The following is a 25,003-nucleotide window of genomic DNA, read 5'->3' on the forward strand; positions in this document are numbered from 1 at the left end:
GGGCGCGGCGGGCGGCGCGAGTTCACGTGCTGGGCGACAGTTCACGGGGTGACGGGCGCGTGGACTGTCGCTGGGCCCGTGACGCGGCCGGCGCGGCGGCCGGGAGGCCCGTGGCGGCCTGGCACCGGGCCTCCCGTCCGGCATGTGGTTGCCAAAGCGACAGGTGGTCGGCAGTTAGCCGGGTCAGGTCCGCGAAAGCGACAGTGCTCCACGGACGTTCGGCGCGGTCCTGTCGCTTTCGCGGAAAGGGCCGTGGCGTCGCGGCGCGGCGGCCTGGAGGCCCGAGGCGGCCTGGCACCGGGCCTCCCGACCGGCATGTGCGCGAGTTCACGTGCTGGGCGACAGATCACGGGGGCGTGCGCACGTGATGTGTCGGTGAGCGCGAAACGCGCGCCGCGTCAGCGCGCCGGCGGCGGCGCCGTGCTCGCACGCTCGACGAGCCGCACCGGCACCAGGTCCGCCGCGACGCTGACCCGCTCGCCGTCGATCTGGGCGAGCAGGTTCGCGACCGCTCGGCGGCCGACCTCGTCGAAGGACTGGTGCACGGTGGTGAGCGGCGGCCAGAACGAGTCGGACTCGGGGGAGTCGTCGAACCCCACCACGCTCAGCGACGACGGCACCGGGCGACCGGACTCGTGTGCGGCGCGCAGGACACCGAGGGCGGTCTGGTCGTTCGCGGCGAACACCGCGGTGATCTCCGGGCGTGCAGCGATCTCGAGCCCGGCCTCGTAGCCGTGCTCGGTCGTCCAGCCGCCGCGGAACACCGGGGGGACCGGTCGACCGGCGCGTTCCAGGGTGTCCTGCCACGCGGCGAGGCGACGGGCTGCCGAGTACGACGACTCCGGCCCGGCGACGTGCCAGACGGTCTCGTGCCCGAGGTCGAGCAGGTGCTGCGTGGCCTGTCGGGCGCCGTCGGCCTGGTCGGTGTCGATCGCGGGGTGGTCGGTGCTGCCCGTGGAGTCGATGATGACCATCGGCACGCCGTCGGGCAGCACGACCTCGGCGGTGTCGATGATGTGCGACTCGATGATGATCACGACGCCGTCGACGGCCTGTTCGTGCAGGCGCGAGAACGCGGAGCGGACGCCCGCTTCGGTGCGCGACGCCATCGGCAGCAGGGTGATCGTGAAGTCGGCGACCCCGGCGGCGTCGGCGATCGCCTCGAGCGTGCGCATGTTGCCGAAGGACGCGAGCGTGAACATGATCACGCCGATGGTGCGGAAGCGGCCGGAGCGCAGGGCACGGGCGGCACGGTTGGGCCGGTAGCCGAGGGACTCCATCGCACGCTGGACGCGGTCGCGGGTCTCCGGGCTGACGTTGTCGAAGCCGCGGGCGACCCGCGAGACGGTCTGCATCGAGACCCCCGCGGCGTCGGCGACGGCGGCCATCGAGGGGGCGCGGCGGGTGCCGGCGGGGGACTCCATCGTCACGCTGGCGCTCCTTCCGGATCGAGGGGCCGAGCGGTCGGCCTCCCCGGACGCTAGCGCATGTTGACGTTGCCATGCTATCGTCGCGTCGTTCGATGTTGACGTCAACATCGGTGACCGCCCGGACACCCTGATCCGGCCCGGGCCGAGCCGCCGACATCGACCACCCGAACGCAGCAGACGAAGGAGTCACATGAGCACGCTCGCAGCGCGCCCCGGTGAGGCAGCACCGCGCCCCACCGCCGAGCGCCCGGCCGGCCGCCGCCCCAAGCCGCGGGGACGGCTCACCGGATGGCTGTTCGTCGGCCCGTTCGTCGTCGTCCTGGTCCTGATGCTCATCGTGCCGATCGGCTACGCGCTCTGGCTCAGCCTGTTCCGCGACCAGCTCATCGGCGGCAACCAGTTCGTCTGGTTCGCCAACTACGTGCAGCTCTTCCAGGACGCCAAGTTCTGGTCCGGGTTCGGCCGGGTCGCGATCTTCCTGGTCGTCCAGGTGCCGATCATGCTCGGCCTCGCGCTCGTCGCCGCCTTGGCTCTGGACAGCGCCCGACTGTGGGGGACGAGCTTCTTCCGCATCGCGGTGTTCCTGCCCTACGCCGTCCCCGGTGTCGTCGCCGCCCTGATCTGGGGCTTCATCTACGGCAACCAGTTCGGTCTGACGGGCGCCGCGAACGACGCGCTCGGCATCGACCTGCTGCAGCCGTTCAGCCCGAGTTGGGTCCTGACGTCGATCGGCAACGTGGTCACGTGGGAGTTCCTCGGCTACAACATGCTGATCTTCTACGCCGCACTCCGCACCGTCCCCGGTGAGCTGTACGAGGCGGCCGAGCTCGACGGCGCCGGCCCGATGCGCACGGTCTTCTCGATCAAGCTCCCGGCGCTCCGCGGCCCGATGGTCATCGCCACGATCTTCTCGATCATCGGCAGCTTCCAGCTCTTCAACGAGCCGAACCTGCTCAAGACGCTCGCCCCGAACGTCATCGGCAGCGCCTTCACCCCGAACATGTACGCCTACTCGCTGTCCTTCAGCGGTCAGCAGTTCAACTACTCCGCCACGGTCGCGATCGTGATGGGCGTGATCACCGCGGTGATCGCCTACGTCGTCCAGGTCCGCGGCACCCGCGAGGAGAACCGATGAGCACCATCCAGCACCCCGCCGGGCCCGCAGCGGCCACGGTGACCGAGGCGACCACGACGCAACGTGCGCCGCGCACCCGCTCGATCCGCGCCTCCAGGAAGGCAGACCAGCACGTCGACGGACGCAAGCCGAAGCGTTCCGGCCTGCTGACCGCGGTCATGGTCGTCTTCGTCGTGTACTCGTTCGCGCCCCTGTTCTACCTGCTCGTGAACAGCACGAAGACGCAGGCGTCGCTGCTCTCCACGTTCGGTCTGTGGTTCGGCGGGGACTTCAACCTCTGGCAGAACATCGTCGACACGGTGACGTACAACGACGGCATCTTCCTGCAGTGGTTCGGCAACACGCTGCTCTACGTCGTCGTCGGTGCCGGCGGGGCCACCCTGCTCGCCACCGTCGCGGGCTACGGCATGGCGAAGTTCCAGTTCCCCGGTCGCCGCGCGGTCTTCGCCGTCGTCCTCGGTGCCATCGCGGTCCCCGGCACGGCCCTGGCGGTCCCGACGTTCCTGCTGTTCTCGCAGGTCGGCCTGACCAACACCCCGTGGGCGATCATCCTGCCCTCGCTGATCAGCCCCTTCGGCATGTACCTGATCTGGACCTACGCGGTCGACGCGATCCCGGCCGAACTGCTCGAGGCCGCCCGCATGGACGGCGCCGGTGAGTTCCGGATCTTCTTCACCATCGCGCTCCGCCTGCTCGCGCCCGGTGTCGTCACCGTCCTGCTGTTCGCGGTCGTCGCCACCTGGAACAACTACTTCCTGCCGCTCATCATGCTGAGCGACCCGAAGTGGTACCCGCTGACGGTCGGCCTGAACCAGTGGAACGCGCAGGCCACCGGGTCCGGCGCGCAGCCGATCTACAACCTCGTCGTCACGGGATCGCTCCTCACGATCATCCCGATCGTGGTCGCGTTCCTCTTCCTCCAGCGCTTCTGGCAATCCGGCCTCGCGGCCGGGTCGGTCAAGGCCTGACCCCTCGGACGGGAGGCCCGTGGCGACCCCGCCCCTGTCCTCCGGTCCGGCACACAGCAGCACCACCCCCTCCACGAAGAAGTGAAAGGCACACCCATGAACAAGCGTCTCCGGCGCGGGCTCAGCGCCCTCGCCATCGGCGTCACCGCCGCGATCGCCCTCGCCGCGTGCGCCTCCGGCGGCTCCGGCTCCGGCGGATCGGCCGACGACATCGACAAGGCCCTGAAGGACGGTGGCACCCTGACCTACTGGTCGTGGACCCCGTCGGCGAAGGCCCAGGTCGCCGCGTTCGAGAAGCAGTACCCCAAGGTGAAGGTCAAGCTCGTCAACGCCGGCACCGGTGCCGACCAGTACACGAAGCTGCAGAACACGATCAAGGCCGGCTCGGGCGCCCCCGACGTCGCCCAGGTCGAGTACTACGCCCTGCCGCAGTTCGCCCTGTCCGAGTCGCTGCTCGACCTGTCGAGCTACGGGTTCGACTCGCTCGAGAAGGACTTCGCGAAGAGCACCTGGAGCTCGGTGTCGATCGACGGCAAGGTCTACGGCCTGCCGCAGGACTCCGGCCCCATGGCGCTGTTCTACAACAAGAAGGTCTTCGACAAGCACGACATCGCCGTGCCGAAGACGTGGGACGAGTACGTCACCGCGGCCAAGAAGCTGCACGAGGCGGACCCGAAGGCCTACATCGCGGCGGACTCCGGCGACGCCGGCTTCACCACGAGCATGATCGCCCAGGCCGGTGGCACCCCCTTCACCACCGACGGTGACAAGGTGACCATCAACCTGCAGGACGAGGGCACCAAGAAGTGGACGAGCACCTGGAACGAGCTCGTCGAGCAGGGCCTGCTGTCGAAGACGGTCGGGTGGACCGACGACTGGTACAAGCAGCTCGGCAACGGTGAGATCGCCACGATGATCACCGGCGCCTGGATGCCCGGCAACCTGGAGTCCGGCGTCGCCCAGGCCTCGGGTGACTGGCGCGTCGCCCCGATGCCGACCTACGACGGTGGCACCGCCCAGACCGCGAACAACGGCGGCAGCGCCCAGGTCGTCATGAAGCAGTCGAAGAACCCGGCCCTCGCCGCGGGCTTCCTCAAGTGGCTGAACTCCTCGAAGGAGTCCACGAAGGTCTTCATGGAGTCCGGCGGTTTCCCGTCGACCACCGCTGACCTCGACTCGTCGGCGTTCCTCGACGAGAAGCCGGAGTACTTCGGCGGCCAGCAGATCAACAAGGTGCTCGTCGACGCGTCGAAGTCCTCGGACAACGACTTCACCTACCTGCCCTACCAGGTGTACGCGAACAGCGTCTACGCCGACACCGTCGGTCAGGCGTACGAGAACGGCACCTCGCTCGACGCCGGCCTCGAGGCCTGGCAGAAGGCCCTCGCCAAGTACGGCAAGGACCAGGGCTTCACGGTCTCGTCGAAGTAGTTCGACAGCATCCCCGCGGGGCCGTGCGGACACGTCCGCACGGCCCCGCTCCACGCCCGGCCGGGCCGGCAACGAAAGAATGACACCATGCGCTTCGCCATCGGCGACACCGACTTCCTGCTCGACGGCGAGCCGCACCGGGTCCTGTCCGGCGCGATCCACTACTTCCGCGTGCACCCCGACCTGTGGGCCGACCGGATCCGCAAGGCGAAGCTGATGGGCCTCAACACCATCGAGACCTACGTCGCCTGGAACGCGCACGCGCCGTCGTCCGGGGTGTTCGACCTGTCGGGTGGACTGGACCTCGGCCGCTTCCTCGACCTCGTCGCCGCCGAGGGCATGCACGCCATCGTCCGCCCCGGCCCCTACATCTGTGCCGAGTGGACGAACGGCGGCCTGCCGTACTGGTTGTTCGCGGACGGCTCCGTGGGTGTCCGGCGCAACGAGCCCGGCTTCCTCGCAGCGGTCGAGACGTACCTGCAGCACCTGGCCCCCGTGCTGGTCCCGCGGCAGATCGACCAGGGCGGGCCCATCGTCCTGGTGCAGGTCGAGAACGAGTACGGCGCCTACGGCTCCGACCCCGAGTACCTGCGCGCACTCGAGCAGATGCACCGCGACATCGGGCTGACCGTCCCCTTCACGAGCGTCGACCAGCCGATGGGCACGATGCTCGAGGACGGCTCCCTGCCCTCGCTGCACAAGACCGGGTCGTTCGGCTCACGGTCCGCCGCCCGCCTCGAGCGCCTGCGGCAGGCCCAGCCCACCGGGCCCCTGATGTGCTCGGAGTTCTGGGACGGCTGGTTCGACAGCTGGGGCGAGCACCACCACACCACGCCGGCGTCCGCCAGCGCGGAGGACCTGGACGTCCTGCTCGCCGCCGGCGGCTCGGTGAACATCTACATGTTCCACGGCGGCACGAACTTCGGCTTCACGAACGGCGCGAACGACAAGGGCGTCTACCGCCCGATCGCGACGTCGTACGACTACGACGCCCCGCTCGACGAGGCCGGCCGACCGACGGAGAAGTTCCACGCCTTCCGTGCGGTGATCGCGCGCTACGCGTCCGTCCCGCCGCTGCCCGCGACGATGGAGCCGGGTGGGTCGGGTCGCCTCGGTCCCGTGGCCGCGTCCGGCGACGGCCTGGAGGCCCGGATCACCCCCGCCACGGACCTCGCCGTCCGTCTGGACCGCGTCGCGTCGCTCCGCTCCCTGCTGCCCACGCTCACGGCGTGGTCCGCGCACGACGAGCCGCCGACCTTCGACGCCCTCGGAGCCGCGAGCGGCTTCGTCGCCTACCGCGCCGAGGTCGACCTGCCCGCCGGAGGGGTACTGACCGTCGGCACCGAGGTGCGCGACCGAGCGATCGTGTCGGCCGACGGCGTCGTGGTCGGGCTCCTGGAGCGCGAGCACCACGACCGCGCCATAACCCTGCCGCCGGTGACCGGCACGCTCGAGCTCCTCGTCGAGGACCAGGGCCGCGTCGACTACGGCGTCCGCATCGGCGAGCCGAAGGGCCTGATCGGCGGCGTCTCCATCGACGGCGTCCCGGTGGCCCGGTGGACGGCGTCGCCGCTCGCCCTCGACCCCATCGCACCGGCCACCGTGACCGCGCTGTCCGAGGTCGCTCCGACCGGCGGCGAGGTGCTCGCCGGGCCGACGTTCGCAGCTGGCTCGTTCGACCTCGACACCGTGGACGACCGGTACCTGTCGCTCGACGGGTTCCGCAAGGGTGTCGCCTGGGTCAACGGGTTCTGCCTCGGTCGGTACTGGTCGCGAGGCCCGCAGCGGACCCTGGCGATCCCGGGGCCGGTGCTCCGCCACGGTCGCAACGAGCTCGTCGTGCTCGAACTGCACGCCGCCGCGTCCCGCACCGCGTGCCTGCTCGTCGAGCCGGACCTGGGTCACACCGAGGCGTAGTCGCGCGCCCTGGTCGAACCGGGCGTCCCTGGTCGAATCGGGCGTCCCTGGTCGGAAGTTTCGACCAGGTACGCCCGATTCTGCTTTCCACCGCGGGCGTCATGGGACGTTTCGGACCTCGCGAGCCGCCGCCCACGCTCGAACTTCGAGGAGTGCCTCGCGTCGCCACCGCCAGAGCGGAGCGAACTTCGTGCCGTCGTCCTCCCGTGCCCGGGTCAGCAGCCAGATCTGCCGTCGGTGTTCGGCCCCGTGGTCGTCGCGCCACTCGACGAACGCGTCGTCGAGCACCGCGGTGATCCCCGCACGCGGGGCGGTCCAGGACGAGAGGAAGCCGGAGTACCGGAGGGTGTCGTCGCACAGGTGCACGGCGACGCGTCGGAGCCTGGCCGTGGCCCAGGTCCCGCCGGCGATGAAGGCGACACCGAGGATGAAGACGAACACCCGCGCCGATGCTCCCGGTACGAAGGCCACGCCCGCGAGTGCGACTCCGGTCCCGATCATCACCGGGCCGAACACGATGAGGTTCAGGATGCGATCCAGGCGCGGTGGACGGATCGTCGTCACGGCAGAGCGTCCAGGTCGGCGAGGGCGCGCTCGGCGTCGGCGATCCGGTCGGCCTCGGGGCGGGTCCACCACTCGGGGCCGCGTTCGCCCAGGCCGTGCTTGGCCACGCCGTTCCGGTGCCGCGCCGCCGCCAGGGCCTCGTCGTCGCCCGCGCGCTTCGCGGTCTTCACGGCGTTGCGCCCGCGCCCCAGGTGGGAGCGGAGCGCGGCGGCGAGTTCCTCGGGCAGGACGGGGTCGGTGCGGCGCCACCGTCGGCCGTCCACGACGAAGAAGTGGTCGTCGGGTTCGGCGGTCATGGTCCGAGTCTGCACCGTCGGTGGTGCCGGGTAGACAGGAGCTGATGAGCCACGAACGCGTCCGCCCGATGCTCGACGTCCGACGCATCTACGCCGAGCCGGCCGCGCTCGAACTGCAGCGCGGGCAGGAGATCGTCGGGCGCTGGCCGGACGCCGAGATCGTCCCGGTCGAGTCGCACTGGAACATCCCCGAGGTGCACGGCGACGAACGGAACGTCCAGCGCTGGGTGCGGATCAAGACCGAGGCGCTCGTGCTCGGCGTGAAGAAGTCGTTGGTGACCCGGCCGAACGGTCGCTCCGCCGACTTCATCGCACCGTCCACCGCGAACGGCTGCGCGATGGCGTGCGCCTACTGCTACGTGCCGCGGCGCAAGGGCTACAGCAACCCGGTCACCGTGTTCGCGAACATCGACCAGATCACCAAGCACGTGGCGCGGAACATCGCCAAGCAGGGGCCGAAAACCGAACCGAACCAGTGCGACCCGGAGTCCTGGGTCTACGACATCGGCGAGAACAGCGACTGCTCGGTCGACGCGATGATCAGTGACAACGTCCGCGACCTCTGTGACCTGTTCCGGATGACGCCGACGGCCAAGGCCTCGTTCGCCACCAAGTACGTCAACCGCGATCTGCTCGACTGGGACCCGATGGGCCGGACCCGGATCCGCTTCTCACTGATGCCGCACGAGACCGCGAAGGTCACCGACATCCGCACGAGCCCGATCGCCGAGCGCATCGCCGTGGTGAACGACTTCGTCGACGCCGGCTACGAAGTCCACCTGAACTTCTCGCCGGTCATCCTCACGCCGACGTGGGAGTCGGACTGGGCCGAGCTGCTCCGGCAGGTCGACGACGTGCTGTCCCCGGCCGCCAAGGCGCAGCTCGCGGCCGAGGTGATCTTCCTGACCCACAACCAGCCCCTGCACGAGGTCAACCTCGGGTGGCACCCCAAGGCCGAGGACCTGCTGTGGCGTCCGGACCTGCAGGAGCAGAAGGTGTCCCAGAACGGTGCCGTGAACGTGCGCTACCGGTCCGGCATGAAGGGGCAGCTCGTCGAGCGCTTCCGCGAACTCGTGGCCGAGCACCTGCCGTCCTGCCGGATCCGGTACGCCTTCTGACCGGCCCCCGACGGATCAGGGGATGAGGCGGTCGGCCCGGTACCGGGCGAACAGGTCCGCGAAGGCCTGCTCGGTCCGGCGGAACGCCGTGAACCCGGCGTCGCGGCTCTTCCCCATGTCGGTGACGACCTCCATCGCACGACCGAGGTCGGCGTCGGTGTGCCACCACGAGGCGAGCCGGGTGATGTCGGCCTCGGCGAGACCGTGGCGCTCGGCGATGCCGGCCCACTCGGACTCGTACGGCGCCATCTGCTCCTCGAGCGGTCGCGGAGCGTCCTCGTAGCCCACCACGCGCGCGGGGTCGACACCGAGGTGCGCGGCCAGGCGCGGCCACATCCAGCGCCACCGGAAGACGTCACCGTTGACGATGTTGAACGGCTCGTCCGCACCCTCGGGAGACGTCGAGGCCCACACCATGTGCTCGGCGAGGATGCCGGCGTCGGTCATGTCCGTCAGGCCGTTCCACTGGGCCTCGCTTCCCGGGAACACGAAGTCCAGGTCGAGTTCCTTCGCCAGCGTGGCCTGCACGGCGAGTGTGAGGCCCATGTTCATGGCGTTGCCGACCGCGTGCCCGATCACGGTGTGCGAGCGGTGCACGGACCAGGTGAACCCCTGGCGCTCGGCTGCGGCGAAGAGCTCGTCCTCCTGCGCGTAGTAGAAGTTCGGGGTGTCGAGGCGCGGCTCCTCCTCGTGGAAGGGGGTGTCGGGCATCTCGCCGGCGGCGTACGCCTCGAACGGACCGAGGTAGTGCTTCAGGCCGGTGACCAGGGCGACGTGCTCGAGCGGAGCGTGCGACAGTGCCGCGAGCAGGTCGCGGACCATGCCGCCGTTCACACGGATGTTCTCCGCCTCGGTGTCCTGCCGCTGCCAGGCGGTGAAGAAGACGTGCGTCGGGCGTTCGTCGGCGAGTGCGGCAGCCAGGCTCTCGGGGTCGCGCAGGTCGGCCGCGACGGTCCGGACGCCCTGTTCAGCGAGCGGTCGGCGGGAGAGCGCCGTCACGTCCCAGCCCAGGTCGAGCAGGTGGCGCACCAGGGCGGAACCGGTGATGCCACTGGCTCCGACGACCAGGGCTTCGCGGCGGGCAAGAGTCTGTTCGGTCGATCCGGTTGCAATCATCCTTCGATGCAACCGACGTTGGACGACACGTGTTCCCTCCCCGCGTCCCCTCGCGCGCTGAGTGTGCACAAAAACGCACCACATGTACCGCCTATCGGTACACTTCTTGCGGAGGCATCGGCATGCAACTCGTGAAACCACTCGCCACACTGCTGGGGGCCACGCAGGCTGACGCGCTCCGCGTCCTCGCCCGGACCGATTCCGGCATGACCGGACGCCAGGTGGCGCGGGTCGCGGGCGCTGCGCAGCACACCGGCATCAAACGCGCGCTCGACAAGCTCGAGGCAGCAGGGCTCGTGCAGGTCGAGCGTGGTCTCCAGCACTCTGCCTACCGGGTCAACCGGGAACACCTGCTCTGGCCAGCGGTGGAACTCGGCCTCGAAGCCGGCGACGAACTCGAACGTCGGATCGGCGCCTACGTCGAGTCGGCGGAGGCCGGGGTCCTCTCGGTCTCGATCTTCGGGTCAGTCGCGCGGGGCACCGCGACGCCGGCGTCCGACCTGGACCTCCTCGTCGTCTTCGAGCAGACCGTCGACACCGACGTCGTCGTCCGCCTCGGTGACCTCGTCCGGCGGTGGACCGGCAACGAGTGCCAGGTCCTCGACGTGACCCGCGCCGATCTCCGTCGGTTCGTGGCCGAGGGAGACCCGCTCGTCGGGTCGTGGCGAGAAGAAGCCCGAACAGTCTTCGGCGAGGAGATCAGGACGTACATCTGATGGGCGCCCGCGTGCGCGCCGTCGACAGGGCCGCAAGGAGAAGACACGAGGACTGGTGACCGCGCTCGAACGGCTCATCCGAACGGTTCACGAGCACACCTGAAACAGGCGCGCCGCGACCCGGATCACCGCGGACGGCGGATGCGGATCGGGCCCTTGGCGGTCGACGGCTCGACGACGGACCCGCCCTGGGTGATCTCGACCTCGCCGCGCGCGACCATGCGGCGGGCGGCTCGACGTGCGGGCTCCATCAGCGGTCGCCAGTCGTCCGGGTCGAGTGAGCGTGCGACCTCGGACGGGCAGATGCTCGAGGTCCGTGCCCGTGCCGCGAGCAGTTCGTCGATGCGCTGCTCGAGGGCCCGGTCGGTGTCGTCGAGACCGTGTCGGCGGCAGGCTGCCGAACACCACTTCGCCTCCGGCGCCGCCGAGGACGGCATCCGTCGCCCGCACGAGGCGCAGGTCCGTTCGGCGTGTGCCGACTCCGATGCCGACGCGTCGGCTTCCGTCCTGATCGCCCGTCCCATGGCCCCATCCTCGTCCTGCTCGGCAGGGCGGCACACAGCGACCACGCACACGGTCCAGGTGCGCCTGGCAGCATCGGAGCGGTGAACCCCGACACCGCCCCCGCCCGTCCGTCCGAGCCGGCCTGGGTCCAGCACGTGATGTGGTGGCACGTCTACCCGCTCGGCTTCGTCGGCGCCGAGGTCCGCCCCGCGTCACCGGTGGGGGAGCGTCCGCTCGAGCACCGTCTCGACCGCCTGACCGGGTGGCTCGACCACGTCGTCGACCTCGGTCTGAACGGTCTGTTGCTCGGCCCGGTGTTCGCGAGCTCCACCCACGGGTACGACACGGTCGACCACTTCCGCATCGACCTGCGCCTGGGCGACGACGCCGACTTCGACGCCCTGGTCACCGCGGCGCACGAGCGGGGCGTGCGGGTGCTGCTGGACGGGGTGTTCAACCACGTCGGGCGTGAGCACCCGGCGTTCCGTGCGTTGTCGGACCAGGGCCCGGAGGCGCCGACCGCCGACCTGTTCGCCATCGACTGGTCCGGGTGGCAGCCGGGGCAGCCCGTGCCCGTCGGACTGTTCGAGGGCCACGACATCCTCGTCGCGCTCGACCACGACAGCCGTGCCACCGAGGACCTCGTGGTGCAGGTCATGACGCACTGGCTGGCCCGCGGCGTCGACGGTTGGCGGCTCGACGCGGCGTACGCGGTGCCGCCGGCGTTCTGGGCGCGGGTGCTGCCGCGGGTGCGGGAGCGGTTCCCGGACGCCTGGTTCAGCGGCGAGGTGATCCACGGCGACGCGGCGGCGATCGCGCGCGACTCGACGATGGACTCGCTGACCCAGTACGAGCTGTGGCAGGGGATCTGGCACGGCATCGCGGACCGCAACGGCCACGAGCTCGCGCACGCGATCGAGCGGCACGACGCGCTGCTGGCCACCTTCGCCCCGACGACGTTCGTCGGCAACCACGACGTCACCCGGATCGCGAGCGCGGTGGGGGAGCGGTTCGCCGGGCACGCCGCCGCGGTGCTGTTCACGGTGGCGGGGACCCCGGTGGTCTACGCGGGCGACGAGTACGGCTGGACCGGGGTGAAGGAGGAACGCGAGGGCGGCGACGACGCGGTCCGCCCGGAGTTCCCGGCCGAGGTGCCGGAGCCGACGGACCTGACCCACGCGTACGAGGCGCTCATCGCCCTGCGTCGCCGGAACCCGTGGCTGCACCGCGCACACACCGACGTCGTGCACCTGACCAACACCGCCGTGGTGCTGCGGACCGCGACGGCGGATGCCGCCGTGGTGACCGCCCTGAACCTGTCGGACGAACCCGTCGAGGTGCCCGTGGCCGACGCGACGCAGGTCGAGGCGGGCGGGGCCGATCTCGGGGACGGGACCCTGCGCCTCCCGGCCGGGGGTTGGGCCGTCCTGTCGCGTTCGTGAGCAGAAACGGTCGGGTCCCCATCGAGGACCCGACCGTTTCTGCGCACCAAGCGAACGCGCGAGCACGCGAACGCGCGCACGCGCACGCGCACGCGTACGACGCTACTTGCGCGCGGACGCCGCCCGGCGCTTGTTGAACACGTCGAACGCGACGGCGGCGAGCAGCACCAGACCCTTGATCAGGGACTGGAACTCGGTGCCGACACCGAGGATCGACATGCCGTTGTTCAGCAGACCGATGATGAGACCACCGACGATGGCTCCCGGCACCGTGCCGATGCCACCGGTGACGGCCGCGCCACCGATGAACACGGCGGCGATGGCGTCGAGCTCGAAGCCGTTGCCAGCGCCCGGTGCCGCCAGGTTGAGCTGGCCGGTGAAGACCACACCCGCCAGGGCCGAGATGACACCCATGTTGACGAAGAGCAGGAACGTGACGCGCTTCGTCTTCACACCCGACAGCTGCGCGGCCAGGGCGTTGCCACCGATCGCGTAGATGTGGCGGCCGAACACCGCGCTCCGCATGACGACCGAGTAGATCACCACGAGGGCGCCGAGCACGACGAGCACGATCGGGGTGCCGTTGTAGCTGGCGAGCAGGAGCGCCACGTAGATCACGAGCACGGCGCCGAACGCCGTCTTCACGATGAACCAGGCGAACGGCTCGCTCTCGAGCTGGTACTTGCGACGCGTGATGCGACCGCGGAACGCGGCGATCACCATGACCGCCGCGGCGGCGAAGCCGAGGATCATCGTGAGCGGCTCGTACCCGGTGGTGCCGAAGGACGGCAGGAAGCCGGAGCCGAGCGAGCGGAAGCCGGCGGGGAACGGCGAGATCTGCTGGTTCTGCAGGACGATCTGGGCCGCGCCGCGGAACGCGAGCATGCCCGCCAGCGTCACGATGAACGCCGGGATCCCGAAGTACGCGATCCAGAAGCCCTGCCAGGCGCCGACGAGTGCACCGACCACCAGGCAGAGCACGACCGCGATCGGCCACGGGATGTTCCACTGCGTGATCATCACGCCGGCCATGGCACCGGTGAAGGCGACCACCGAACCGACCGACAGGTCGATGTGGCCGGCGATGATGACCATGACCATGCCGATGGCCAGGATGAGGATGTAGCTGTTCTGGACGATCAGGTTCGAGACGTTGATCGGGGCCAGCGTGATGCCGTTCGTGGTCACCTGGAAGAAGATGACGATGACGATCAGCGCGATGAACAGGCCGATCTGTCGGAGCTGCCCGGTGAGGTAGCCGACGGCGGACTTAAGCGCGTTCATTGACAGGGGTCTCCCGTTCCTGGGTCATGTACTGCATGAGGACCTCGGGCGTCGCCTCGGCGCGCGGGACGTCGGCCGTGATGGTGCCCTCGGAGAGGGTGTAGATGCGGTCGCAGATGCCGAGCAGTTCGGGGAGCTCGGAGGAGATCACGATGACCGCCTTCCCCTGGTCGGCGAGCTGGTTGATGATCGTGTAGATCTCGTACTTCGCGCCGACGTCGATGCCACGGGTCGGCTCGTCGAGGATGAGCACGTCGGGGTCGGCGTACATCCACTTCGACAGGACGACCTTCTGCTGGTTCCCGCCGGAGAGCTTCCCCGTCACGACGTCGACGTTCGGCGCCTTGATGTTGAGGCTCTTGAGGAACTGGGTCGCGACGGTGGTCTCCTCCGAGGAGTTCACGAAGCCCCAGTTGGCGAGCTTGCCGAGTGCCGACCCGGAGATGTTCCGCTTGATGTCGTCGATCAGGTTCAGGCCGTAGCGCTTGCGGTCCTCGGTGACGTAGGCGATGCCGTTGTCGATCGCCTGCGAGACGGTGTGTGTCTTGATCGGGGTGCCGCGCTTGTAGACGGTGCCGCTGATGCCGGTGCCGTAGGACTGACCGAAGACGCTCATCGCGAGTTCCGTGCGGCCGGCGCCCATGAGCCCGGCGATGCCGACGACCTCGCCGGCGCGGACGTTGAGGTTGGCCTGGTGGATGATCTCGCGCGACGAGTCGAGCTGGTGGTGGACGGTCCAGTCCTCGATCCGCAGCAGTTCCTCGCCGATGACGGGGTTCTCGCGCTCGGGGTACCGGTTCGACAGGTCACGGCCGACCATCCCGCGGATGATCCGGTCCTCGGACACGTCGTCGGCCCGCATGTCGAGCGTCTCGATGGTCTTGCCGTCGCGGATGATCGTGACCTTGTCCGCGATCGCCTTGATCTCGTTGAGCTTGTGGCTGATGATGATCGCCGTCATCCCCTCGGCCTGCAGCGAGCGGATGAGCTCGAGCAGGTGCGCGGAGTCGTCGTCGTTCAGCGCGGCGGTGGGCTCGTCGAGGATGAGGAGCTTCACCTCCTTCGAGAGCGCCTTCGCGATCTCGACGAGCTGCTGCTTGCCGACACCGAGGTCGACGACCTTGGTGACGGGGTTGTCCTTGAGCCCGACGCGCTTGAGCAGCTCGGCGGCCGTCAGGTTCGTCTTGTTCCAGTCGATGAAGCCGCCCTTGGACTGCTCGTTGCCGAGGAAGATGTTCTCGGCGATCGACAGGAAGGGGCTGAGCGCCAGCTCCTGGTGGATGATGACGACGCCCGCAGCCTCGGAGTCGTTGATGTTCGCGAACCGCACGGGTTCGCCGTCGAGCAGGATCTCGCCGTCGAAGGAGCCGGCCGGGTAGACACCCGACAGCACCTTCATGAGCGTCGACTTGCCCGCGCCGTTCTCGCCGCAGATCGCGTGGACCTGGCCGCGCTCGACCTCGATCGAGACACCCTGCAGGGCCTTGACGCCGGGGAACGTCTTGGTGATGTCCCGCATCTCGAGGATGGTGTCCGCCATGTGGACGCCTTTCCGTCGTGCGCGCGTGCGCGCGCTGGTGGAGACGGACTGGAGGCGCGGTGCGGGCTGGCACCGCGCCTCCGGTCCGTGAGATGGGCCTGACTACTTCAGGTCGGCTTCGGTGTAGTACCCGGAGTCCACGAGGACTTCCTTGTAGTTGTCCTTCGTGACGACCGTCGGCTGGAACAGGAAGGTCGGGACGACCTTGACCTTGTTGTCGTAGCTCTTCGTGTCGTTGACCTCGGGGTCCTTGCCGGTCAGCAGGTCCTCGGCCATGGTGACGGACTGCTTGGCGAGCTTGCGCGTGTCCTTGTAGATCGTCGAGTACTGCTGGCCGGCGATGATCGACTTGACCGAGGCGGCCTCGGCGTCCTGGCCCGTGACCGTCGGGAGCGGACGGTCGCTCGTGCCGTACCCGGCGCCCTGGAGCGCCGAGATGATGCCGATCGAGATGCCGTCGTACGGCGAGAGCACGCCGTCGAGCGTGGTGCCGCCCGAGTAGGACTTCGCGATCAGGTTCTGCATGCGGGCCTTGGCCGTGGCCGGATCCCACTGCTGCGTCGCGGCCTGGGACAGCTGGTCCTGGCCGGACTGGATCTTCAGCGTGCCGTCCTCGAGGTACGGCTTGAGCGTCTTCATGGCGCCGTTGAAGAAGAACCCGGCGTTGTTGTCGTCGAGCGAGCCGGCGAAGACCTCGATGTTGAAGGGGCCCTTCTCGCCGGTCTTCTTGCCGTCCGCGTCGAGCACACCGAGGCCGGTGAGCAGGCTGTTCGCCTGGTCGACGCCGACCTTCTCGTTGTCGAAGGACACGTAGTAGTCGACGTTCTTGTTGCCCGTGAGCAGGCGGTCGTACGAGATCACCTTGATGCCGGCCTTGGCGGCGGCGTCGAGCTGGTCGGAGAGCGCGCCACCGTCGATCGACGCGATGATCAGGACCTTCGCGCCCTTGGTGATCATGTTGCTGACCTGCTGGGCCTGCTGCTGGACCTTGTTGTCGCCGTACTCGAGGTCGACCTTGTAGCCGGCCTTCTCGAGGTCGCTCTTGACGGCGTTGCCGTCCTTGATCCACCGCTCGGAGACCTTGGTGGGCATGGCGACGCCGACGAGGGCGCCCTTGTTGTCGCCGCTGCCGCCACCATCGGTGGACGCACGGCCGCCGGCCGAGCAAGCGGCCAGCGAGATCGCGATGCCGACGGCTGCGACGCCCGCGATGATTCTGCGCTTCATCATCGAAGTACCTCTGTTCCTTCGCGTCGTCCTCGACGCGGTCGGGTGCCGGGGCTGCTGTGCCCCGTGGGATGCGCTCGTGTGAGCGCTCACATCTTGTGGGTTCCGTGACGGGGTGTCAACTCAACACCGCCGTTTCGTGATCTTGCCGCGGCGACCGGACCGAGCGGTACGGTTGGCGCGTGAGCACCACGACCGCCCCCGAGGGCAGGGGCGGCAAGCGCCGGAAGGCCCCGACGATCTTCGACGTCGCCGAACGCGCCGGCGTGTCCCACCAGACCGTCTCCCGCGTGATCAACGGCGATCCGACCGTCCGCGAGCAGTTCCGGACGCAGGTCACCGACGCCGTCACCGAGCTCGGGTACCGGCCCCGCGCCGCCGCCCGGGCGCTCGCCGGTGGGCGGAGCAAGGCGCTCGGCATCATCACCGCCGGCGACGCGCTGTACGGTCCGTCGAGCACCTCGATCGGCTTCGAACGGGCGGCCCGCTCCGCCGGGTACCACGTGCTGCTGTCGACCCTGCCCGAGGAACCGCGGCCGTCCGACCTGTCCGGGGCGCTCACCACGCTGCTCGCGCAGGACGTCGCCGCGATCGTGCTGGTCGCCGCCGACAACCGGGTGCTCGACGCCCTCGCCTCGCTCACCGTGCCGGTCACGGTTCCCGTCGTGGTGTCGAACGCCGTGCAGCGCGACGCCGTCCGGACCCCGGTCGCGCCGAGCGTCGCTGCCGTCGCCATCGACCAGGCGGCCGGCACCTCGCTCGTCATGCAGCACCTGTTCGACCGCGGACACCGTCGGATCGTGCACATCGCCGGACCGCACGTGTCGCAGGAGTCCGAGGTGCGCCGCGCCACCTACGTGCGGATCATGCAGGACGCCGGGCTCGAACCGGTCGTGCTCGAGGGCGACTGGACCCCGGCGAGCGGCTTCGCGGCCGCCCGGCACATCGACGTGGGGACGGTCGACGCCGTCTTCGCGGGCAACGACCAGATGGCCCTCGGGGTGCTGCACGCCTTCGCCGACGAGGGGCTGCGGGTGCCCGACGACATCGCGGTCGTGGGGTTCGACGACGTCCCCGAGGCCGCGCACTTCACGCCGCCGCTGACCACCGTGCGGCAGGACTTCCGGGCGATGGGGGAGCGGGTGCTCGACACCGTGCGGGCCCTGGTCGAGGGGGAGCCCCGCGATGAGACGCTGCTCGCGCCCGAGCTGGTGGTGCGGCGCAGCACGTAGCGCCCCCTCGCACCGTGCGGCGGTGTGCAGGTGGTGCGAGGTTCTCCCGTGCGCGGGCCCGCGGCGCACGGTGCGGCGTTGTGCGGCCGGTGCGAGGTTGATCGCTCGGTGCGGCGCTACAGTCCCGCACCGAGCGGTCAACCCCGCACCGGCCGAGGCGCCGCGCACCGTGCGAAGCCGCGCACAACCCCGCACCGACCGAGGGGCCGCGCACGGTGCGAAGCCGTGCACGACCCCGAGCTGACCCGACCGTCAGCCCTTCAACGCCCCGGACGACAGCCCGGCGACGTAGAACCTCTGCAACCCGACGTACAGCGCGATGCACGGGATCATCGCCACCACCGACCCGGCGACGAGGTTGCCGTACGACACCTGCCCGTACGCCCCGGTCTGCAGGTTGAGCAGCGCGACCGGCAGCGTGTACAGCGAGTCCTTCGTCAGGAACGTCAGGGCTCCGAGGAACTCCGTCCACGACGCCAGGAACGCGTAGAGCGCCGCGGTCGCCGCCCCGGGGAGGAGCAGCGGGCGGAGCACCGACACGACGACCCGGAAGCGCGAGGCCCCGTCGACGAAGGCCGAGTCCTCGAGCTCGGTGGGGATCGACTCGAACGCGTTCCGCATGACGAACACCCCGAACGGCAGGTTCACCGTCGTGTAGAACAGCACGAGCCCGAGCAGCGAGTTCGTCAGCCCCATGGCGTTCATCTCGAGGTACAGCGGCGTGAGGATGGCCTGGAACGGCACCATCATCGTCAGCAGCACCAGGCCGAACACGAGCCCGAAGCCCCGGAACCGGAAGCGTGCGAAGCCGTAGCCGGCCATCGTCGCGATCACCGCGGTCAGAACCGCCGTGGCGATCGACACGATGAGCGAGTTCACGACGCCGGTGAGCAGGTGCGACGACGAGGCGAACACTGCGGCGAAGTTCTGCCACCCGAGCTGGAAGAACGTCGCCGGGGCGGGGGCCTGCGTGATGACGGCCTCGGACTGGAACGCCCGCAGGATCGACCAGATGAGCGGGACGCCGAACACGAGCGCGGAACCGATGCCGGCGATCGCGTACAGGGTGCGCTTCACGGTGGTGTCGCGCGGGTGCTGGACGCTGCCCTGCTGGTGGCGCCGACGTCGGCCGTCGCCCGTGGTGGTCAGGGTCCTGGTGGACAGGTCCGGCGCCGCGAGGGCCGCACGGGAGGTCGTGGTGCTCATGGCGTCAGTCCTTCTCTCGCAGTGCCCAGAACTGGAACACCGTCACGGCGGCGATCACCACGACGAGGGCGATCGACTGGGCGGTCGCGGCCCCGAGCTGCAGGTTCACGAACCCGCGGTTGTAGATCGCGTTCACGATCGTGGTGGTCTCGGTCCCCGGTCCGCCCTGGGTCAGGATGTAGAACTGGTTGAAGGCGAGCAGCGATCCGATCACCGAGATGATGACGCTCAGCGCGACGGTCGATCGGATCATCGGGAACGTGATCAGGCGTTCGGTCTGCCACCAGGACGCCCCCTCGAGCTGCGCCGACTCGTAGACCTCGTCGGGGACGCCCTGCATCGCCGACATGAGCAGCACCATGGTCAGCCCGGACACCGCCCAGACCACGAGCACGCAGATGAGCAGCGTCGCCAGCGGACCGTTCACGAGCCACGCGGTGCTGCCGTCGGTGATCCCGAGCCAGCGGAGCACCATGTTGACGGCCCCCGAGTTCGGCTGCGCCTCGAGCACGAGCATGAACGAGAGCGTCGTCAGCCCGACCACGTACGGCAGGAAGAACACCGTCCGCAGGATCGTGCTGCCACGGCGACGGGCCCGGACGAGCACGGCGAGGAAGTACCCGAGCGCCAGGATCGGCAGGGTCACGATCGCCGTGTACAGCAGCGTGTAGCCGATGGCGTGCACGAACGTCGGGTCCTGGAACAGCGTCAGGTAGTTCTGCAGCCCGATGAACCGGTACGGGCCGATCAGGGGCCAGTTCGTGAACGAGATGTAGAGCGCGAACACGAGCGGCACGAGCACGAAGACGGCGACGAACAGGATCGCCGGGGCGACGAGGACGGCGCCGGTGCGCGGTGGGTGGGTGAGCGAGTTGCGGGTCCGGACGGCGCCGCCGCGCCCCGGGCCGCGGCCCACGGTGGGACGGCCCGGGCCGGTCCGGCCGGCGGGGCGCCGGGTGGAGATGGTCGACATGCGTGCACCTCTCTGTGCATCAACAAGAGCGAGACGAGCGGGACGAGCGGAGAAGACAGGCAGGCCTGCTCAGGCCTGCACCTGGTCGAGGATCCGCTGGTAGTCGGACTGCGCCGTCCGCATGGCGGCAGCGCTCCCCGACCCGAACACGGCCTCGCGGAACATCGCGAAGTACGGCGACGACGGCTGGTTGTTGAGCAGGTTGTACGCCAGCGTCTGCGGTGCGTAGCCCTTCTCGATGGCGTCGAGCGGCCCGTACGCCAGCGGGAACCGCTTGCGGTACTCCGGGGTGGCGGCGTCGGACCGCGTCGGGAAGTACCCGCCGTCCGGCAGCGCCTGCTGCTGCTGGAGGCCGTTCGCGTACTGCATGAACGCCCACCCACCGGACGGGTTCGCCGCCCCGTTCGGGATGCACATGTTGTCGCCGCCGTCGAAGAACGACCGCTGGCCGTCCCACGACGGGATGAGCACGGTCTGCATCTTCGCCCGCATCGCCTTGGTGGCCGCGGGCACGGTCGCTCCGTACGAGGTCGGGAAGATCCCCACCTTGCCGGCCCGGAAGTCGGCACCCCACGTGGTGCCGGCGTCGGAGTACGTCGCCTTCGACAGCACGCCGTCCTTCCACAGCTGCCGGTAGAACTCGAGCATGCGTTCGAGGGCCTCGTTGCCGGTGATGTTCGCCCGCTGGGAGCCCACCTCGCCGGTCATCATGTCGACCCCGGTCGCCCAGACGTGCGGCTGCGTGACGAAGCCGATGATGCCGGCAGCGTTGCCGGAGATCGACCAGCCGTACACGTCGTCGTCGAGCTTCCGGATGGCCTTCGCCGCGTCGAGCAGCGTGGACAGGTCCTTCGTCGACTCCTCGACGTTGAGGCCCGCACGCTCGAACAGCTCGGTGTTCACGAACAGCTGCGAGTTGTCGGCCAGGTAGGGCAGGCCGTAGTACCGGTCGCCGTACTCGAGCAGGCGGAGGTGCCCCGGCGAGATCGCGTCGAAGTAGTCCAGGTCCTTGACCACGTCGGTCAGGTCGGCGAACGCCTCGCGGAAGATGAACAGCTGCGAGTTGATGTCGTCGATGTCGACGACGTCCGGCGGCTCACCCCCGCGGATCGCGGTCGCGAGCTTGGTCACGTACTGCGCGTCCGGCACGGGCGTCAGCTGGACCTGCAGCGCCGGGTTCGCCTTGTTGAACCCGGCGACGGCCGACGTCAGGCCGGCCTGGGTCGCCGACCGGCACCACACCTGCACGGTGCCGGTCGCGTTCTTCCCGAAGCTCGCGGGCTTCGCGACGACCTTCGGCAGGGTGCCGGAGCACCCGGCCAGGGCGAGGGCTGCCCCGCCGGCGACGCCGCCGACGAGGAACGCTCGGCGGTCCACGCCGGTCACCGCGCCAGCGGGAGCCAGACGCGCATCGGCGCGGCTCCCCGGTTGGCCCACGCGTAGTACGGGACGGCGATCGCGGTGACGTCGCGACCGGCCTGGAGGCCCGTGGTGGCGCCCTGCGGACCGGCCACGTCGTCGACGCTGGTCGCGTCGCGGGCCGTGGTCGCGCCTCCCGGCCCGTCCAGCCGCTGGTACGGCCAGGCCGGCTGCACGTGCTCGGCCGGGGCGTGCCCCGGGACCCGCAGCGTGACGACGCCGTCGAGCAGGTCGTCGCGGCGCTCCTCCGTGATCGGCGCATCCGCGTCGACCGTCAGGTCGTCGACCGTGAAGCCCTGCTGGTCCGCCTGCTCGACCGCGTACACGAGCGGGCCGCGCTCGATCGCGACCTGCCCGCGAGCGGCGTCGATGCGGGCGTCGGCGACGTAGCGGTGCGGCGTCGTGTCGAAGACGAGCTCGACGGTGTCGCCCGCCGACCACTCGCGGTCGACGACGTGCAGCGTCCCCGCCGTGGGGTTCGCGGACCCGTCCGGACCCGTGACCGTCGTGGTGTCCGACCAGGCCGGGATCCGCAGACCCAGGGCGAGCGGGCCGTCCTCGGTGACCGTGACGCGGACGCGCCCCTCGTGCGGGTAGTCGGTCTCGACCCGCACCGGACCGAGGTCGGCGGTGGCGTACTGGTGGACCTGCAGCCCGCCGTCGGTCGCGGTCGCCAGGTAGCCGTCGAGGCTCGCGAAGGTGCGCATGATGTTCGGCGGGCAGCAGGCGCAGTCGAACCAGCCGCGGCGCCCGTGGGCGGGGGAGCGGTTCTCGTCCTGGTGGGCGTGGTCGCGCTGCTGCAGCGGGTTCACGTAGAAGTACTCGGTGCCGGCCAGGCTCACCCCGGCGAGGAACGCGTTGTAGAGCAGGCGCTCGATCGCGTCGGCGTAGACCGGCTTGCCGGTCGCGAGCAGCAGCCGCCAGGCCCACTGCACCCCGCCGATGGCCGCGCAGGTCTCGGCGTAGCCGCGGTCGGTCGGCAGCTCGTACGGGTCGCCGAACGCCTCCCAGTCCCAGCGTGCACCGAGGCCCCCGGTGATGAAGGCCTTCGTCGCCATCATGTCCGCGAACTGGCGCTCGCTCGCGGCGAGGAGCTCGGTGTCCCCGGTCTCGATCGCGACGTCCACGGCACCCGCCGCCAGGTACACGGCGCGGACGGCGTGCCCCTCGACGGTCGTGGCCTGCCGGCTCGGCACCCGGTCGGAGAAGTACGTCGGCTCGCCGCCGGCGCGCTCGATGATGCCGTGCCCGCGGGCGTCGACGAACCAGTGCGCCAGGTCGAGGTAGGCACGGTTGCCGGTCTCGCGGTACAGCTCGACCAGGCCCATCTCGACGACGGGGTGGCCGTCGACGTCGCGCGTCTTCGGCGTGCCGTCCGGTGCGGTGCCGTCGCCGAACGTGCGGACCAGGTGGTCGGCGTTCTTGATCGCGACGTCGAGCAGACCGGTGTCGCCCGTCGCACGGTGCTGGGCCACGGCCGCCTGGTACAGGTGCCCGGCGCAGTACATCTCGTGGCTCCACTTGAGGTCCGTGTACCGCTCGCCCTTCCCACGGACCTGCTGGACGGAGTCGAGGTACCCGTCCTCTGCCTGCGCCCGGGCGTACAGGGCGGTGACCTCGCGCTGCAGGTCGAGCAGGTCTTCGGCGGGGGCGCGGCCGTACTCCCACGCAACGGCCTCGAGCCACTTCGTCACGTCGGAGTCCATGAAGATCGGGCCGACGGCCTCGCCCTCCTCGAGTCCGGCGGCGATGCGGAGGTTGCGGAAGTTGCCGGCCGTCTCCAGCTGCTGGTAGCCGCTGCGGACGGCGTCGCGGCCGTTGCGCTCCTGGCGGAGCGCCCAGAAGCCGCCGGTGATCCGGGCGTCGCCGGTCGGCAGCGGCCGGAGCGTCAGGCGGGCGTCGGCGGTCGGGAGGACCGGGGTCGCGGTGTGCGCGCCGCGATCGGTCGCGAGCGTGGTGGTCATGTCGCCTCCTTGCGATGTGACTGGCACCGTGCGGATGGAGCTGGCCATCCGGAAAACGGTTTCTGCGGTGGACGCTACGACACGGGACGCACGCCGCGCAAGAGCATTCCGGCGGTTTTGTGTAGGGTCATCGGCACGCCCTGATCGTCGGAAAGGTGGTTGCCGTGACGCTCGAACGCACCGGACAGCCGATCCGGATCACCGACGTGGCGGCGCTCGCCGGGGTGTCGATCGGCACCGCGTCGAAGGCACTGAACGGCACCGGACAGCTGCGGGACGCCACCCGGCTGCGGGTGAAGGAAGCCGCCGAGAAGCTCGGGTTCGTCGGCGATGCCCGGGCCCGTGCGCTGTCGTCGGGGCGGACCTACACCGTCGGCATGATCACCACCGACTCGTTCGGCCGGTTCTCGATCCCGGTGCTGCTCGGCGCCGAGGACGCCCTGTCCGCCGGGCGGATGGCCGTGCTGCTGTGCGACACCCGCGACGACCACGTGCGCGAGGCCCACTACCTGCGCTCCCTGGCGGCCCGCGGCGTCGACGGCATCATCGTGACCGGCCGCTCCGCCGACGCCCGGCCCCCGATCGACGTGTCGATCCCGGTCGTCTACGCCTTCACACCCTCGACCGACGACGCCGACGTGTCGGTCACCCTGGACGACGCCGCCGGGTCGGCACTCGTCGCCTCGCACGTGCGCTCGCTCGGGCGACAGCGGGTCGCGATCGTGACCGGGCCGGCGCGACACCGGTCCGCCGCGCGACGGGTGGCAGGTGCCTCGTCGGTTCTCGGGCCGCACCTGGTCACCGACCCGCTGTACGGCGAGTGGTCGGAGCGCTGGGGACGGCAGGCCGTGGACGTGCTCGCGCGGGAGTCGCCCGACGTCGACGCGATCGTCTGCGGCAGCGACCAGATCGCCCGGGGCGTGTGCGACCGGCTGCGGGAACTCGGGCGTTCGGTGCCCGGAGACGTCGCGGTCACGGGGTTCGACGACTGGGACGTGATGGCGCTCGCCTCGAGGCCGCCGCTGACCACCGTGGACCTGCGGCTCGAAGAGCTCGGACGCGTCGCGGGGCAGGCGCTCCTCGCCCTGATCGACGGCGGGACGGCGTCGTCGGCGGCCGTGACCCCGTCGCTCGTCATCCGCGAGAGCACCGTCGGCGCGTAGGGCGCGTTCGGCGGTCTGGGCTCGGCGGTCGGGGCTCGGGTTCGGGGCTTGCGAGGTCGCGCGAACTGCCGCGCGTCGTGCCGTCGGGCGGCAGTTCGTGCGACCTCGGCGGACCGGTCGCGGCGTGTCGTGCGACCTCGGCGGTGCTGGTGCTGGTGCTGGTGCTGGTGCTGGTGCTCGTGGTCGAGCGGTCACAACACCCCGTCCGCCGTGGTCGAGCGGTCACGACTCGTCGCTCGACGCCCCTCCAGTCGACACTTCGTGACCGCGCGGAGGGGAGGCAGCGGGGTGTCGTGACCGTCCCGAGCGCCGCAGTTCGGGGTGCCGCGGGTTCGGAGAGTCGGTGGTCGGGACGTGC

General features: G+C 70.1%; 21 protein-coding genes. 9 read left to right on the forward strand and 12 right to left on the reverse strand.

What is annotated here, in order from left to right:
* Positions 1-398: 398 nt before the first annotated feature.
* The gene (locus DEJ05_RS13780; RefSeq protein WP_181440731.1) at positions 399-1,424 is read right to left on the reverse strand and encodes a LacI family DNA-binding transcriptional regulator; all 1,026 of its coding nucleotides are present in this window, start codon (positions 1,422-1,424) and stop codon (positions 399-401) included.
* A 196-nt stretch (positions 1,425-1,620) separates the two neighbouring features.
* On the opposite strand from DEJ05_RS13780, the gene DEJ05_RS13785 reads away from it, so the two are divergent.
* From DEJ05_RS13785 to DEJ05_RS13800, 4 genes are all read left to right on the forward strand, one after another.
* Complete coding sequence (locus DEJ05_RS13785) at positions 1,621-2,565, forward strand: carbohydrate ABC transporter permease (RefSeq protein ID WP_071404236.1); 945 nt, start codon at positions 1,621-1,623, stop codon at positions 2,563-2,565.
* The gene (locus DEJ05_RS13790; RefSeq protein WP_220034793.1) at positions 2,562-3,533 is read left to right on the forward strand and encodes a carbohydrate ABC transporter permease; all 972 of its coding nucleotides are present in this window, start codon (positions 2,562-2,564) and stop codon (positions 3,531-3,533) included. Before DEJ05_RS13785 ends, DEJ05_RS13790 begins: the two co-directional genes overlap by 4 nt.
* A 96-nt stretch (positions 3,534-3,629) precedes the next feature.
* A complete protein-coding gene (locus DEJ05_RS13795; protein WP_181433059.1) occupies positions 3,630-4,964 on the forward strand; it encodes a sugar ABC transporter substrate-binding protein in 1,335 nt (444 codons plus the stop codon).
* Positions 4,965-5,051: 87 nt separating this feature from the next.
* Positions 5,052-6,881, forward strand: a complete 1,830-nt coding sequence (locus DEJ05_RS13800) for a beta-galactosidase family protein (RefSeq protein ID WP_111110691.1) — start codon at positions 5,052-5,054, stop codon at positions 6,879-6,881.
* A 99-nt stretch (positions 6,882-6,980) separates the two neighbouring features.
* Here the strand turns inward: DEJ05_RS13800 and DEJ05_RS13805 are convergent, their stop codons facing one another.
* The gene (locus DEJ05_RS13805; RefSeq protein WP_111029913.1) at positions 6,981-7,445 is read right to left on the reverse strand and encodes a hypothetical protein; all 465 of its coding nucleotides are present in this window, start codon (positions 7,443-7,445) and stop codon (positions 6,981-6,983) included.
* The gene (locus DEJ05_RS13810) at positions 7,442-7,741 is read right to left on the reverse strand and encodes a biopolymer transporter Tol (RefSeq protein WP_111110692.1); all 300 of its coding nucleotides are present in this window, start codon (positions 7,739-7,741) and stop codon (positions 7,442-7,444) included. Before DEJ05_RS13810 ends, DEJ05_RS13805 begins: the two co-directional genes overlap by 4 nt.
* A 44-nt stretch (positions 7,742-7,785) precedes the next feature.
* On the opposite strand from DEJ05_RS13810, the gene DEJ05_RS13815 reads away from it, so the two are divergent.
* Positions 7,786-8,859, forward strand: coding sequence for a spore photoproduct lyase family protein (locus DEJ05_RS13815; RefSeq protein WP_111110693.1), 1,074 nt, complete (start codon positions 7,786-7,788; stop codon positions 8,857-8,859).
* 15 nt (positions 8,860-8,874) lie between these two features.
* On the opposite strand, the gene DEJ05_RS13820 is transcribed toward DEJ05_RS13815, so the two are convergent.
* A complete protein-coding gene (locus DEJ05_RS13820; protein WP_111110694.1) occupies positions 8,875-9,975 on the reverse strand; it encodes an SDR family oxidoreductase in 1,101 nt (366 codons plus the stop codon).
* Between the two features lie 122 nt (positions 9,976-10,097).
* Between DEJ05_RS13820 and DEJ05_RS13825 the strand changes: the two genes are divergently transcribed.
* Positions 10,098-10,691, forward strand: coding sequence for a nucleotidyltransferase domain-containing protein (locus tag DEJ05_RS13825; protein WP_111110695.1), 594 nt, complete (start codon positions 10,098-10,100; stop codon positions 10,689-10,691).
* A gap of 125 nt (positions 10,692-10,816) precedes the next feature.
* Here DEJ05_RS13825 and DEJ05_RS13830 read toward each other — a convergent pair whose 3' ends face one another.
* Entirely contained in the window at positions 10,817-11,215 is a 399-nt protein-coding gene (locus DEJ05_RS13830; RefSeq protein WP_111029919.1) for a DUF3253 domain-containing protein, read from the reverse strand.
* A gap of 81 nt (positions 11,216-11,296) precedes the next feature.
* Between DEJ05_RS13830 and DEJ05_RS13835 the strand changes: the two genes are divergently transcribed.
* Positions 11,297-12,637, forward strand: a complete 1,341-nt coding sequence (locus DEJ05_RS13835) for an alpha-amylase family glycosyl hydrolase (protein ID WP_258370534.1) — start codon at positions 11,297-11,299, stop codon at positions 12,635-12,637.
* Between the two features lie 102 nt (positions 12,638-12,739).
* Here the strand turns inward: DEJ05_RS13835 and mmsB are convergent, their stop codons facing one another.
* From mmsB to chvE, 3 genes are all read right to left on the reverse strand, one after another.
* Complete coding sequence (gene mmsB, locus DEJ05_RS13840) at positions 12,740-13,921, reverse strand: multiple monosaccharide ABC transporter permease (RefSeq protein ID WP_027466160.1); 1,182 nt, start codon at positions 13,919-13,921, stop codon at positions 12,740-12,742.
* A complete protein-coding gene (mmsA, locus tag DEJ05_RS13845) occupies positions 13,908-15,461 on the reverse strand; it encodes a multiple monosaccharide ABC transporter ATP-binding protein (protein ID WP_027466161.1) in 1,554 nt (517 codons plus the stop codon). Before mmsA ends, mmsB begins: the two co-directional genes overlap by 14 nt.
* Positions 15,462-15,563: 102 nt before the next feature.
* Positions 15,564-16,691 (reverse strand): multiple monosaccharide ABC transporter substrate-binding protein, encoded by a 1,128-nt coding sequence (gene chvE / locus DEJ05_RS13850; protein WP_111110696.1) that lies wholly within the window; start codon positions 16,689-16,691, stop codon positions 15,564-15,566.
* A 179-nt stretch (positions 16,692-16,870) separates the two neighbouring features.
* On the opposite strand from chvE, the gene DEJ05_RS13855 reads away from it, so the two are divergent.
* Positions 16,871-17,920, forward strand: coding sequence for a substrate-binding domain-containing protein (locus DEJ05_RS13855; RefSeq protein WP_071404246.1), 1,050 nt, complete (start codon positions 16,871-16,873; stop codon positions 17,918-17,920).
* A 252-nt stretch (positions 17,921-18,172) separates the two neighbouring features.
* On the opposite strand, the gene DEJ05_RS13860 is transcribed toward DEJ05_RS13855, so the two are convergent.
* The 4 genes from DEJ05_RS13860 to DEJ05_RS13875 form a co-directional block, all read right to left on the reverse strand.
* Entirely contained in the window at positions 18,173-19,126 is a 954-nt protein-coding gene (locus DEJ05_RS13860; RefSeq protein WP_111110697.1) for a carbohydrate ABC transporter permease, read from the reverse strand.
* A gap of 4 nt (positions 19,127-19,130) precedes the next feature.
* Entirely contained in the window at positions 19,131-20,099 is a 969-nt protein-coding gene (locus DEJ05_RS13865) for a carbohydrate ABC transporter permease (protein ID WP_111023502.1), read from the reverse strand.
* A gap of 69 nt (positions 20,100-20,168) precedes the next feature.
* Complete coding sequence (locus DEJ05_RS13870; protein ID WP_258376163.1) at positions 20,169-21,476, reverse strand: sugar ABC transporter substrate-binding protein; 1,308 nt, start codon at positions 21,474-21,476, stop codon at positions 20,169-20,171.
* Between the two features lie 5 nt (positions 21,477-21,481).
* Positions 21,482-23,482, reverse strand: a complete 2,001-nt coding sequence (locus DEJ05_RS13875; RefSeq protein WP_111110699.1) for a glycoside hydrolase family 127 protein — start codon at positions 23,480-23,482, stop codon at positions 21,482-21,484.
* 164 nt (positions 23,483-23,646) lie between these two features.
* Here DEJ05_RS13875 and DEJ05_RS13880 point away from each other — a divergent pair, with 164 nt between their 5' ends.
* Positions 23,647-24,645: a LacI family DNA-binding transcriptional regulator gene (locus DEJ05_RS13880; protein WP_111047192.1), complete on the forward strand. Its 999-nt coding sequence runs from the start codon at positions 23,647-23,649 to the stop codon at positions 24,643-24,645.
* The last annotated feature ends 358 nt before the right edge of the window (positions 24,646-25,003 follow it).

It is taken from the genome of Curtobacterium sp. MCLR17_045, from assembly GCF_003234405.1.
Taxonomy (GTDB): Bacteria; Actinomycetota; Actinomycetes; order Actinomycetales; family Microbacteriaceae; genus Curtobacterium; species Curtobacterium flaccumfaciens.